General features: G+C 72.9%; 12 protein-coding genes. 4 read left to right on the forward strand and 8 right to left on the reverse strand.

Annotated elements, in window-relative coordinates; translation table 11 throughout:
• Positions 1 to 9 precede the first annotated feature (9 nt).
• The 8 genes from AC07F0_RS00345 to AC07F0_RS00380 all read right to left on the reverse strand — a co-directional run bounded on the left by AC07F0_RS00345 (position 10) and on the right by AC07F0_RS00380 (position 8,374).
• Complete coding sequence (locus AC07F0_RS00345) at positions 10 to 1,518, reverse strand: complex I subunit 4 family protein (RefSeq protein WP_478972281.1); 1,509 nt, start codon at positions 1,516 to 1,518, stop codon at positions 10 to 12.
• Positions 1,519 to 1,523: 5 nt separating this feature from the next.
• Positions 1,524 to 3,377 carry an NADH-quinone oxidoreductase subunit 5 family protein gene (locus AC07F0_RS00350; protein WP_478972284.1) on the reverse strand — a complete coding sequence of 618 codons (1,854 nt, stop codon included), beginning with the start codon at positions 3,375 to 3,377 and terminating at the stop codon, positions 1,524 to 1,526.
• Positions 3,374 to 3,679 carry an NADH-quinone oxidoreductase subunit NuoK gene (gene nuoK / locus AC07F0_RS00355; protein ID WP_020275585.1) on the reverse strand — a complete coding sequence of 102 codons (306 nt, stop codon included), beginning with the start codon at positions 3,677 to 3,679 and terminating at the stop codon, positions 3,374 to 3,376. The genes AC07F0_RS00350 and nuoK overlap by 4 nt, the downstream gene beginning before the upstream one ends.
• Complete coding sequence (locus tag AC07F0_RS00360; protein WP_436727850.1) at positions 3,676 to 4,239, reverse strand: NADH-quinone oxidoreductase subunit J; 564 nt, start codon at positions 4,237 to 4,239, stop codon at positions 3,676 to 3,678. Before AC07F0_RS00360 ends, nuoK begins: the two co-directional genes overlap by 4 nt.
• Before the next feature lie 17 nt (positions 4,240 to 4,256).
• On the reverse strand, positions 4,257 to 5,201 hold the full coding sequence (locus AC07F0_RS00365) for an NADH-quinone oxidoreductase subunit H (RefSeq protein WP_478972287.1): 945 nt from the start codon (positions 5,199 to 5,201) through the stop codon (positions 4,257 to 4,259).
• The gene (locus tag AC07F0_RS00370) at positions 5,194 to 6,540 is read right to left on the reverse strand and encodes a hypothetical protein (protein ID WP_478972290.1); all 1,347 of its coding nucleotides are present in this window, start codon (positions 6,538 to 6,540) and stop codon (positions 5,194 to 5,196) included. The genes AC07F0_RS00365 and AC07F0_RS00370 overlap by 8 nt, the downstream gene beginning before the upstream one ends.
• Positions 6,531 to 6,881 carry an NADH-quinone oxidoreductase subunit A gene (locus AC07F0_RS00375; protein WP_328346618.1) on the reverse strand — a complete coding sequence of 117 codons (351 nt, stop codon included), beginning with the start codon at positions 6,879 to 6,881 and terminating at the stop codon, positions 6,531 to 6,533. The genes AC07F0_RS00370 and AC07F0_RS00375 overlap by 10 nt, the downstream gene beginning before the upstream one ends.
• A gap of 131 nt (positions 6,882 to 7,012) precedes the next feature.
• Positions 7,013 to 8,374 (reverse strand): MFS transporter, encoded by a 1,362-nt coding sequence (locus AC07F0_RS00380; protein ID WP_478972293.1) that lies wholly within the window; start codon positions 8,372 to 8,374, stop codon positions 7,013 to 7,015.
• Between the two features lie 179 nt (positions 8,375 to 8,553).
• Between AC07F0_RS00380 and AC07F0_RS00385 the strand changes: the two genes are divergently transcribed.
• The 4 genes from AC07F0_RS00385 (at position 8,554) to AC07F0_RS00400 (ending at position 12,710) form a co-directional block, all read left to right on the forward strand.
• Positions 8,554 to 8,826: a heavy-metal-associated domain-containing protein gene (locus AC07F0_RS00385; RefSeq protein ID WP_478972296.1), complete on the forward strand. Its 273-nt coding sequence runs from the start codon at positions 8,554 to 8,556 to the stop codon at positions 8,824 to 8,826.
• A gap of 95 nt (positions 8,827 to 8,921) precedes the next feature.
• A complete protein-coding gene (locus tag AC07F0_RS00390; protein WP_478972299.1) occupies positions 8,922 to 11,195 on the forward strand; it encodes a heavy metal translocating P-type ATPase in 2,274 nt (757 codons plus the stop codon).
• 142 nt (positions 11,196 to 11,337) lie between these two features.
• A complete protein-coding gene (locus tag AC07F0_RS00395; RefSeq protein ID WP_436727842.1) occupies positions 11,338 to 11,730 on the forward strand; it encodes a BlaI/MecI/CopY family transcriptional regulator in 393 nt (130 codons plus the stop codon).
• Complete coding sequence (locus tag AC07F0_RS00400; protein WP_478972302.1) at positions 11,727 to 12,710, forward strand: M56 family metallopeptidase; 984 nt, start codon at positions 11,727 to 11,729, stop codon at positions 12,708 to 12,710. Before AC07F0_RS00395 ends, AC07F0_RS00400 begins: the two co-directional genes overlap by 4 nt.
• Position 12,711 lies beyond the last annotated feature (1 nt).

Consider the following 12,711-nt stretch of genomic DNA (forward strand, 5'->3'; position numbering starts at 1 on the left):
ACATCGCGTTCATCGCGCGAGCAGCTCCAGCACGGCGCGCGAGGCCGGTTCGATGACGTCGAGGACGAAACGGGGTGCGAGGCCGAGGACGACGCCCAGGGCCAGCAGGGGGACGATCGCGAGCCCTTCATGGCGGCGGATGTCGGGGAACGGCCGGTCGGCACCGGGCGCGGCCGCGGGCAGCCGCAGCGAGCCGAGGAAGATGTGGTGCAGTGCGCGCAGGAACAGCCCCGCGGTGAGCAGGATCCCGAGCACGGCGAGGCCGGTGGCGACCGGCTCGGGCCCGAGGCTCCCGGTGAGGATCTGGAACTCGGCGATGAAGCCGGAGAAGCCCGGCAGTCCGAGCGAGGCGAAGGCGGCGACGCCGGTCAGCGCGGCGAAGACGGGCGCCCGCCCGGCGACACCCGAGTACGCGGACATCTCGTACGTGCGCCCGCGTTCGTACAGCACCCCGGACAGCAGGAACAGCGCGCCGGTCAGCAGGCCGTGACTGACCATCTGGAAGACCGATCCGGTGACGGCGAGGCGGCGGGCCTCCTCCTGTCCCGCGCCGACGGCCCCGGCCGCGCCGATCGCCAGGACGATGTAGCCCATGTGGTTCACGGAGGTGTAGGCGACCATCCGCTTGAAGTCGGTCTGGGCGAGGGCGACCAGTGCTCCGTACAGCACGCAGACCACGCCGGCGACGACGAAGACGAGCGCGTGGTCGCGCCAGGCGCCGGGCAGGACGGGCATCGCGATGCGCAGGAAGCCGTACGTGCCCATCTTCAGCAGCACGCCGGCCAGGATCGCCGACCCGGCGGCCGGTGCGTCGGTGTGGGCGGGCGGAAGCCAGGTGTGGAAGGGCACGGTCGGGGTCTTGACCGCCAGTCCGACGCCGATGGCGAGGAGGACCAGGGCTCCGTGAGCGGAGCGTCCGGCCAGGGGGTTGGCGTCGGTCAGTACGACGATGTCGAAGGTGTGCGGGTCGGCGGCCAGGTACAGGCCGATGAAGCCGAGCAGCAGGGCGAGGGAGCCGATGAAGGTGTAGAGGAAGAACTTCAGCGCGGCGCGGGCGGCGCCCTCGTGTCCCCACCCGGCGATGACGAAGTACATCGCCACGATGGACAGGTCGAAGAAGACGAAGAACAGGATCAGGTCGAGGGCCACGAACAGGCCGAGGCACGTCGTCTGCAGGAAGAGGAACAGCGCCGCGAACTCCCTGACGCGGCGGGTCTCGCGCCACGCGTACAGCGCGCAGGAGAGGAACAGTACGCAGGTGACGGCCACCAGCGGCAGGGACAGTCCGTCGACGCCGACGTGGTAGCTGATGCCGGCGCTGGGGATCCAGCGGGCCCGCGTCTCGTACTGCATGCCGCCGTCGGCCCGGTACCCCGCCCAGAGGGCCACCGTCAGGACCAGTTCGGCGGCGGTGGTCGCCGCCCAGGCCGTCAGGAACAGGGGGCGGGGCGCGCCGCGCGGCAGGCACAGCAGGAGGGCCGCCACGGCGGTCGGGAGCAGGACGAGGGCCGTGAGCACGGCGGTCACCTCACGAGGACGAGGACGACGGCGAGAACGGTGAAGGCGGCGACCGCCTGGGCGAGGTACTGGTGCAGTTGCCCGGTCTGCGGTCGGCGCGCCCAACGGCCGAGCGCGCGGGCACCGTCGGCCACGCCTTCCACGGTGCCGTCGACGAGCCGCTCCGCCCGGGCGTCGGTCCATCGCGCCAGCCGGACCGAGCCGCGGGCGGTGCCTTCGACGGCGCGGTCCAGCACCCGGTCGTCGAAGGCGGCGAGCGCGTCGGCGAGGCGCAGGACCGGGTGCATGAGGAGCGTGCGCGCGGCGGTCTCCAGGTGAAGCCACTGCGACGCCGGGGAGGTGATCCGGCCGGGCAGGGCGAGGAGTTGGGGGCCACGGATCCAGACGGCGGCCGAGACGGCCACGGCGAGTGCGCCGGACAGGGCGAACTCCCATGCGCGTGGGCCGGGTTGCACCGCACCGCCGAGCACCCGCTGCACCGCGTCCCGTACGGGCGGGAAGGACGTGACGGTCAGTGCGGCGCAGGCGACGGCCAGAACCGCGAGCGGCAGCCGGGTCACATACGGCAGCGGCTCCTCCGTACGGTCGTCCGTCGCGGAAGTGGGCTGCCAGACGAACCACAGCGCCTTGGCGCTGTAGACCGCGGAGATCACGGCACCGGCCAACCCGGCGAGGTACAGCGCCATGCCGTCTTCCAGGGCGCCGGCGAGGAGTACGTCCTTGGCCGCCCACAGGGACAGGGGTGGGACCCCGGCCAGGGCCAGGGCCGCGACGGTGAAGGTGACCCCGGCCGTTCGGTGCCGCCGGGCCGCACCGCGCAGGGCGGGCAGCGCCTTGCCGCCGAGGGACGTCAGCCAGGCGCCCGCGACGAGGAAGGCGAGGCTCTTGGCGGCGGCATGGGCGATGAGCTGCAGAGTTCCGCCGGTGACCGCACCGGAACCGGCGGCGAGCACCATGAAGCCGATCTGGGCACAGGTCGATGCGGCGAGCAGTTGCTTGAGGTCGGTCTGCGCCACGGCGACCAGGCCGAGCACGACCGCCGTCACCGCGCCCGTCCACGCCACCACCGGTCCGCCCCAACCGGACTGCGCGAGCAGCGGCTCCAGCCGGAGCAGCAGATACGCCCCGGCCACCACCATGGTCGCCGAGTGCAGCAGGGCGGAGACCGGGCTGGGGCCCTGCATCGCCCTGGACAGCCAGAAGCTGAACGGCAGTTGGGCCGACTTGCCGAACGCGGCCGCGATGACGCCGGCGGTGATGACCGTGGACCAGGTGCCGGTCGCGTCCGGGAGGTCCTCCAGGGCGAGGGAACCGGCCTGCCCGCTCGCCAGCGCCGCTCCGGCGGCGAGATAGAGGCCGAGGTCGGCGGCGCGGGTGGTGAGGAAGGCCGTGTTGGCGGCATCGCCGCGCTCGGGGTCGCGCCACCAGTAGCCGATCAGCGCCCAGGAGGTGGCGCCCATGACCTCCCACGCCATCAGCAGGACCGGCAGCGTGGTCGCGGTGACGGTCGTCAGCATCGCGCCGCCGAACAGCAGCATCAGCCCGAAGAAACGGGCGCGTGCCTCGCCGGGTCCGATGTCCGCGACGCTGAACAGGAGGACGGCCGCGGTCACCGCCGTGACGGTCACGGCCATGAGGCCCGACAAGCCGTCGACCACGAGCCCGGCGGGCAGCCCTTCGAGCAGCGGCGCAGCGGCCCGCGGGTGCCCGAACGCCACGGTGGCGGCGAGGCCGAGCGCGGCGACGGCCGTGCCGACCGCGACACCGGGGGCGTACCGGTCCGCCGCGCGGCCGGCGACCGCGAGCAGCGTCCCCACGGTCAGCGGCAGCGCGACGAGCGCCCACAGCAGCGCGCTCACTCCTTCAGCTCCGCCGCCATGTCGGTCATGTCGACCTCACGGGCCCGGAAGAGCGCGGTGACCACGGCGAACCCGATGGCCATCTCCACAGCCATCACGGTGACCGCGAGGACGACCAGCACCTGCCCGTCGGCGGCGGCCGGGGCGATGTAGTGCCACACGGCGGCCGCGCCGACGATGATGCCGCCCAGCATCAGTTCGAGCCCCATCATGAGCATCACGATCGACTGCTGGGTGAGCGCGCCGAACAGGCCGATGCTGAACAGCGCGGCGGCGAGCAGCAGGAACAGCTCCAGACTCATCGGCCCGTCCCTCCCCGGACCGGGTCATCGGCCCCGCGCGCCGTCAGGTCGTCGCCGAAGCGGTCGTAGCGGCCCCGGCGGGTGGCCAGGACGACGGTCGCGACGATGGTGGCGAACAGGGTGAGTCCCAGGGTCATCATGGTGAGCATCTGAGGACCCATCAGCGACAGCCCCAGATCCATGGTGGGATCGTCCGACGGCCTGCCGCGCCGGGACGGCCACGGGGCGAGCAGGATCCCCGCGGCGAGTAGGGCGAAGACCACCGCGCAGATCGCGGCCGCGCCCTTCTTGTTGTGGACCATGGTCATCGGCATGAGCCCGGCCGGGTTCATCATGTACATCACCATGAACACGGCCATGATGGCCATCTCGATGGTCATCATCAGCACGATCACGACCCCGAGGTAGTCCAGCCCGAGCAGCAGCACCTCGCCGCCGGCGCACAGCAGGGAGGTCAGCAGCGCGTACGTCGCCCGGGCCATGGAGTCGAACCGGAACACCATGACCGCGGCGGCCACCGCCGGCACGGCCAGCACCCAGAAGATCACGTCGTCGGACATCGCGGCGTACCTCGCTCTCATCGGTTCAGGACGACGACGGCCACGAACAGCGCCTGAAGCAGCGTCAGCGGCACCAGCACCAGCCACGCCACTTCCATGTACCGCTCCATCCGCAGGACGGGCAGTGCCCGGCGCCCGGCGACCAGCAGCGCCAGGACGGCGGCGGTCTTGAGCAGCGTCCACGCCCAGCCCGGCAGCAGCGGGCCGTGCCCTCCGCCGAGGAACAGCGGCACGCTGAAACCGGCGGTCACCACGAGCAGCAGCCACCGCCCGCCCAGGAACACCAGCCGGTCCACGCCCGCCAGTTCGGCCGCCGCACCACCGGCCGCGTCCCGTGACACCGGGTACGCGAACGGTCCCCAGAAGGCCATCGCGAGCGCGCTCAGCAGATAGACGACGAACGCGGCAGGCATCCACACCACGAACCACAGGCCGTCCTGGGCCCCGACCACGTTCCCCACCCGCAGGGACTCGGCCCCGAGGGCGGCGGTGGTGATCGCGAGCATGTGCGGGAGCTCGTACGCGAGCCCCTGCGCCAGGAACCGGTAGCCGCCGATCAGGGACAGCGCCGAGTTCGGTCCCCAGCCCGCGAGCCACACCGCCGCCCAGGCCAGGGCCTCCATCGCGTTGAACCACACGATGCCGACGGACGGATCACTCACGGCACGAAAACCCCACGGCAGTACGGCACCCGCGAGCACGGCGGCCACCGGGACCAGCACCGCGCCCAGCCTTCCGAGCAGCCGGTCGGCGGCCGTCGTGCGGCGCGGCTGCTGAACGAGCAGCCGCAGGGCCTCGCGCAACGGAGCCGTGGCCCGCAGCCCGGCCTCCCGGACACTCCCGGCCGGACCGCGCTCGGCCGACCCGGACAGCACCGCGTCGAACCCGGCGGTGACCGCGGCGGCCACGGCCAGGGCGACGGGAAGGACGACGGTCGCCCACAGGGGCGCTGCATCAGGCATGGGCCGCTCCGGGCACGGGCGCGAGGGCGAGTTCGTCGAGGTCGGGGTCCAGACTGGCCACGATGATCCGTCCGCAGGCGAACTCGGCGCCGGCCAGGAGACCGGGGAGGACGTCGAGCAGCGCTTGCGACGGCGGCTGTGGTCCGTCCAGCCCGCCCCGTGGGCCGGCCCGGTCGACCGACGCCAACGGGCGTGTGTCGTCAAGGTCTTGGATGCCGCGTTCGGCCTCGCTCAGCCACATCAGCAGCCGGTCGTACGCGTCGCCGTCCGCGGCGAGCGCCGGTCCGGTCACTCCGGCCGCGCGCGCCCTGTCCGCCGGCAACTCCCCCAGTCCGGCGATCGACCAGCGCAGGGTCCTGGACCGACCGACTCTGCGCACCGTCCTGCGCAGATCGCCGCCGATCCGCTCCCGCGACGCCCCCGCCAGCAGCTCGTCCCGCAGCCGACGGCACCGCACGGCGACGTCGTCCCAGCCGACGACGGCGAGGAGCCGCCCCGCACTGTCCAGATGCGCGGCACAGCGCCGCCGCGCCGCACTCGCCCTGGTGACCTCCTCGCCGTGCGCGGCCCGCAGCCACGGCTCGTCCCAGAACGGCGGTCCGGCACCGGAGGCGACCGGGAGGTGGTCCACCTCGACGCCCTGTACGACGTCTCCCTGCAGGGTGAGACGGAGCACGAGCCCCGCCGGCCAGTCACTCAGCCCAGGGCCGAACGGCACGTGCAGCTGGTCGAGCCGCAGCTCGTCCCGGTCGTCGGCCCGTTCGGCCATCGGCCGGCCCGCCACCTCGCCCATGGCGTGCATGTCATGACCCATGTGATGGCCGTGCTCATGCTCGCCGGGCTCGTCCGACGGGGCCTCGGACCGGTCGGCCATGTGTCCCTGCAGACCGGGCGGTTGCGCCTCTTCCTGAGGGTCTCCGGGCTCGTGTCCCGCGTGTCCGTGGTGGGCGGCCATGTCGCCGTGGTGCGAGGCCATGTCGCCGTGGTGCACGGAGTCGGCTGTCGCGTCGCCGCCTGGCGGCGTCACCGCCCTGTCGGTCAGGTCCCCGTGCGCCATGCCGAGGGCGTGTGCGACCTGTCCGTGCTCCCTCACCACGATGCGCACGGCGGGCTCCGGCATCGACCGCCCGACGCGGTCCAGCCACTCCCCGTGCTCCGGCGCCGGAACGCCGCAGACGACCAGCAGATCAGCGGCGGCCGGAGTGCCGGCCACGGGCCACCCCCGCCGGCGCACCTCCGCCTCCGTCTCCAGCCGGAGTTCCGTCGCTCCGGGCAGCGTGACCACGAGCACCGCCGGGCGGTTCATCGCCGTACGCCGCATCAGGTCCCTCAGGTCCACCTCAGGGCCCCCTCACGCCAGGCGTACGCCACCGCCGCGAACAGGATGCCGAGGAAGAGGAACATCTCCACTACGGCTGTGGTGCCCACCTCCGAGACGACCTTCACCCACGGGTACATGAAGAGCATCTCCATGTCGAAGGCCAGAAAGATCATGGTGACCGGGTACCAGCGCACATGGAACCGGGACACGGCGTGCTCGCCCGGTTCGAGGCCTCCGGCGAAGGGGCCGGTTTCGAGGGGAGCCCGCGCTGCCGCCAGCCACAGGCCCAGCCCGTACAGGCCGGCCAGACCGGCCCCGACCACACCGAGGAGGACCAGCATCGGCTGCCACGCGTCCATCCCGCCCGACCTCCTTGTCTCGGCTTCCCACCCGCCCATGGTGCGCGCCCGGCCGGTTCGGGCCATGGAGGCGGGGCCCGAACCGGCCACGCCCGCTGAGCCGGAGGCTCTTGCACCGAGCACCAGCCCTGTCAGTGCACGTGCGGGCCGCCGGTCGGGCGGGGTCTGCCGCGCGGCACGAGGCCCAGCGACAGCACGGCGGCGGCAGCGGCCGTCACGGCACAGGCCGTAAACGCGTCGCCGAACGCGTCCGCCGAGCCCCGCTCGAAGCCGGAGGCGGCGACGGTGGAGACGACGGCGACGCCGATCGAGCCACCCACCTCGTGGAAGGTGTTGACGACCCCGGAGGCCAGCCCCGCCTCCCGGTGTTCCACCATCGCCAGGGCGGTCGTCGTGGCGGTGACGAAGACCGCGCCGATGCCGAGGGAGGCGATCACGAAGCCCGGCAGAAGCCCGGCGTACACGCTGCCGGTCTCCGACAGCCGGGTCAACGGGACGGTCCCGGCGGCCGCGACAGCCATACCGGCGACGGCCGTCGGGCGGCTGCCGATCCGGCCGACGAGCCGGGAGCCGAGGTGGGCGCCGATGCCGGTGGCCACGGCGACGGGGAGGAACACGAGCCCGGTCCTCAGGGGACTGAAGCCGCGGATGTGCTGCAAGTAGACGGAGCCGAGGAAGAAGAACGCGATCAGCAAGGCGGTGGCGATCAGCATCAGGAAGGCCCCGGCGAGCACCGGCCGCCGGGTGAACATCCGCAGGTCCATCAGCGGGGCCCGGCCGGCCCGTTCGACCGCCGCGAAGGCCGCGTACGCCACCGCCGCACCGGCCAGCGGCAGCAGCGTCGAGGCGTCCGCCCAGCCGGCGTCCCCCGCCTCGACCATGCCGTGGATCAGGGCGGCGGTGCCCGTGGTGACGAGGAGCGCGCCGGGGACGTCGAGCCGGGCGGGCTGCGGGGGCCGGGGTGGAACGAGGGCGGGCAGGGCGAACAGCAGGAGCACCCCGACGGGCACGTTGATGTAGAACACCCACTGCCAGCCGGGCCCGCCGGTCAGGGCCCCGCCGAGGAGCACGCCGGCCGCGGAGCCGGTGCCGCCGATCGCCGCCCAGACACCGAGTGCCTTGTTGCGTTCGGCGCCGTGGAAGGTGGTGGTGACGATGGACAGTGCGGCCGGGGACAGCAGGGCCGCGCCGACGCCCTGGGCGATCCGGCCGCCGAGCAGCGTCGGCGCGTTCTCGACCAGACCGGTGACCAGTGACGCGGCGGGGGCTCGCGGGGCTCGTACGGCCCGGACGCGGCGAGGTCGGCACCCAGGGTGAGCGCTTCGCCGCCCTCGTGTCCGGCGGACGCGTGTCCCGCGCCACCCCCGTGCGTACCGCTGCGCGGCTCGGGTGAGACCGGGCCGACCGCGCCGCCCACGCCGTAGGCGGCGCCGAACGTCGCGGTGAGCGCGGCTGCGAAGACGGTGATCCGCAGTCCGGTGTTCATGACCCACTCCTCTCTCCGGGCCGCTCGTGCGTGCGACCGACATGGTCAACATACCCCCAGGGGGTATCAAGTCAAGCCGGGACGACCCCTTGCTTCGAATACGGGCCGGGGGTATACATGGAGTCGCGTCGCAGATACCCCCCTGGGGTATGACAACCACTGGAACCACTAGTCGCGGAGGACCCCGTGTCGAACTGCTGCACCCCCGACGGAAGCTGCCACACCACGGTGGAGATCAAGACCACCTACAAGGTCGACGGCGTGGGCAGCGCGCACTGCCAGGGCGTCGTCCAGAAGGCCGTGGGCGAGCTGGCCGAGGTCACTTCGGTCGAGGTCGAGATCGGCACCGGCCTGGTCACGGTGACGACCGCGGCCGAGCCCGACGAGGCGCTCGACGCGCTGATCGCCAAGACCGTCGACGAGGCCGGCTACGACTTCGCCGGCCGCGTGACCGCCTGACCGGCCCACGAGCCGGGCGGGGGCCGCACATCCCCGCGGCCCCCGTTCCCCCCGTCTCTTTCGCACATCGCGTCCGTGAGCTCCGAGGAGCAGACATGACCACCACCACGCCCGGCGCCGCCGAGGTCGAACTCGCCATCGGCGGCATGACCTGCGCCTCGTGCGCCGCCCGGATCGAGAAGAAGCTCAACCGCCTGGACGGGGTCGAGGCCACCGTCAACTACGCCACCGAAAAGGCGAAGGTCACCTTCCGCGAGGACGTGACGGTCTCGGACCTGATCGCCACGGTCGAGGCCACCGGCTACACCGCACGGGAGCCGCAGCCCGAGACCGCCCGCTCCGACGCCCCGGCGTCCGGTGAGGGCTCGGCCCAGGAGGAGAGCGACGAGCTGCGGCCACTGCGCCAGCGGCTGACCGCAGCCGTGGCACTCGCCGTACCCGTGATCGCGATGGCCATGGTCCCGGCGCTGCAGTTCGAGTACTGGCAGTGGCTCTCGCTCACGCTGGCGGCGCCCGTGGTGACGTACTCCGCCTGGCCCTTCCACAAGGCCGCCTGGACGAACGCCAGGCACGGTGCCGCGACGATGGACACGCTGATCTCCGTCGGTACCTCGGCGGCGTTCCTGTGGTCCCTGTGGGCGCTGTTCTTCGGCACGGCCGGCACGCCCGGCATGACCCACCCCTTCGAACTCACCATCGCCCGCACCGACGGCGCCGGGAACATCTACCTGGAAGCCGCGGCGGGTGTCACGGCCTTCATCCTCGCCGGCAGGTATTTCGAGGCGCGCTCCAAGCGGAAGGCGGGCGCGGCGCTGAAGGCCCTGCTGGAGCTCGGCGCCAAGGACGTCACGGTGGTGCGGGGCGGCCGGGAAGAGCTCATTCCCGTCGGCGAACTCAAGGTCGGCGACCGGTTCCTGGTGCGGCCCGGTGAGAAGATCGCCACCGACGGCGTGGTCGTCGAGGGCTCGTCCGCCGTGGACGCCTCCATGCTCACCGGCGAGTCCGTACCGGTCGAGGTCGGCGCCGGGGACGCCGTCACCGGTGCCACGCTGAACGCCGGCGGCCGCCTGGTCGTCGAGGCCACCCGCGTCGGCGCCGACACCCAGCTCGCCCGCATGGCCAAGCTCGTGGAGGACGCGCAGAACGGCAAGGCCGCCGCCCAGCGGCTCGCCGACCAGATCTCCGCGGTCTTCGTCCCGGTCGTGATCGCCCTGGCGCTCGGCACGCTGGGCTTCTGGCTCGGCAACGGCGCCGGACTGACCGCCGCCTTCACCGCCGCGGTCGCCGTCCTGATCATCGCCTGCCCGTGCGCCCTGGGCCTGGCCACGCCGACCGCCCTCATGGTCGGCACCGGCCGCGGCGCCCAGCTCGGCATCCTCATCAAGGGCCCCGAGGTCCTGGAGACGACGCGCAAGGTCGACACCGTCGTCCTGGACAAGACCGGCACCGTCACCACCGGCAAGATGACCCTGCTCGCCGTGCACACCGCCGACGGCACCGACGAGGACGACGTCCTGCGCCTCGCCGGCGCCCTGGAGCACTCCTCCGAGCACCCCATCGCCCAGGCCGTCGCCTCCGGCGCCACCGCCCGCGTCGGCACGCTCCCCGCTCCGGAGGACTTCGCCGGCATCGCCGGTCTCGGCGTCCAGGGCATCGTCGAGGGTCACGCGGTCCTCGTCGGACGCGAGAAGCTGCTCGCCGAATGGGCCATGTCCCTGCCGGAGGAGCTGCGGCGCGCCAAGGACGAGGCCGAGGCGGCCGGGCGCACCGCCATCGCGGTCGCCTGGGACGGAGAGGCCCGCGCGGTCCTGGAGGTCGCCGATGCCGTCAAGGAGACCAGCCCGGAGGCCATCGAGCGGCTGCGTGCCCTGGGCCTGACGCCCATCCTGCTCACCGGTGACAACAAGGCGGTCGCCGAAGCGGTCGCCGCGGAGGTGGGCATCGCCGCCGAGCACGTGATCGCCGAGGTCATGCCGCAGGACAAGGTCGACGCCGTCAAGCGCCTGCAGGGCGAGGGCCGTTCGGTCGCCATGGTCGGCGACGGCGTCAACGACGCCGCCGCACTGGCCCAGGCCGACCTGGGCCTGGCGATGGGAACGGGCACGGACGCCGCGATCGAGGCGGGCGACCTGACGCTCGTGCGGGGCGACCTGAGGGTCGCGGCGGACGCCATCCGCCTGTCCCGCAAGACGCTGGGCACCATCAAGTCCAACCTCTTCTGGGCCTTCGCCTACAACGTCGCCGCCCTGCCGCTGGCCGCCGCCGGCCTGCTCAACCCGATGATCGCCGGAGCGGCCATGGCCTTCTCCTCGGTCTTCGTGGTCGGCAACAGCCTGCGCCTGCGCGGCTTCCAGCCCGCCGACCGCTGAAGCGGCCGACCGTTTTCCGGGCCCGGGCGGCTCAGCCGCCCGGGCCCGGCGCTGCTCACGCCCAGCCCGCGGCCAGGCTGCGGCGACCAGGGGTGCCATACGATGTGAGGCACCTCGGCGACGGGGAGGAAGAGGGGGAAGGGTGCGACGGCTGGGTGACCTCGAAGCCGAAATCATGGACCGGCTCTGGCGCTGGGGACGGCCTGCCACGGTCCGCGAGATCGTCGACGACATCAACCACATGCGTCCCGTCGCCTACACGACGGTGATGACGGTCGCGGACATCCTCCACCGCAAGGGCCTGCTCCGCCGCGAGAAGGCCGGGCGCGCCTGGCTGTACGAACCCGTGCGCAGCCGTGAGGAATACACCGCCGCCCTCATGCAGGACGCGCTCGGCAACACCGAGGACCGCCAGGCCGCGCTGCAGCGATTCGTGGAACACATGTCGCCGGAGGACGTGTCCGCGCTGGCCGCCGCACTGCGCGCGACGGGCCGTGCCCCAGGCGGCACCGGAGAGCCCGGAGCGCCCTCGTGACCGCACTCCTCGGTCTCCCGGGCCCGTCACTCGTCCCCGGTCATCACGCGCTGCCGCCTCTGATCATCACCCTGGTGGTCGGAGTGCTGCTGCCGAAGGTGCTCGCCCGCGGCGACTGGGCGCACCGGACACCCCGGCTGGCTCTCACGACGTGGGTCCTGCTCGGGGTGTCCCTCATCGCTTCCGTGTCCCTGACGGTCCTGCAACTGCTGCTTCCGGCAGCGGGCGGCCACCCCCTGTCCCGCTTCGCCGAGGCCTGCCTCGTCTCCGCCGGCGCGCACTGGGGGGCCATGTTCCCGAACGGCCTGGCAGGCCTGGACGCCCGCGTGGGGGCGGCCCTGTCCGCGGCGGCGTTCGTGCCCGCCGCGTTCACTGCCGTCCTCGTACGCGAACTGCTGAGCGCGAGGCGCCTGCGGGCACGTCACGCCGAACTGCTGCGCCTCGTCGGCGGCCGGCGACCGGGGTTGAGCGCCACCGTGCTGCAGCACGACACCCCGGCCGTGTACTGCCTGCCGGGCCGTGCGCCTCACATCGTGGTCAGTTCCGGGGCACTCCAGGTCCTGACCGGGCAGCAGGTGGCAGCCGTGCTGGAGCATGAGCGGGCGCACATCACCGGCCGCCACCATCTGCTGGTGGCCGCCGCCAGGGCCTTCGCCGCCAGTTTCCGCGAACTGCCCTTGGCCCGGCTGGCTCGCACCGAGGTGCCCCTGCTGCTGGAGATGGCAGCCGACGACCGGGCGTTGCGCCGGTGTTCGCGGGACGCACTCGCCACCGCCCTGTACGCGGTGGCATCCGGTCAGGCACCCCACATGGCCTTCGCGGCGGGCGGACCGTCGGCGGTGTTGCGCATGCGCCGCATCCTCACACCGCAGGCCCCGAGCTCTCCCGCACCGCGGACCGTGTGTGCGGCCCTCGCCGCAGCGGCAGCCCTGACTCCGCTCGTCCTGGCGTGCTGTTCAGTTCCGGGTCTCACCGGTTGAC

The sequence above is a fragment of the Streptomyces sp. NPDC045955 genome (genome assembly GCF_056430805.1).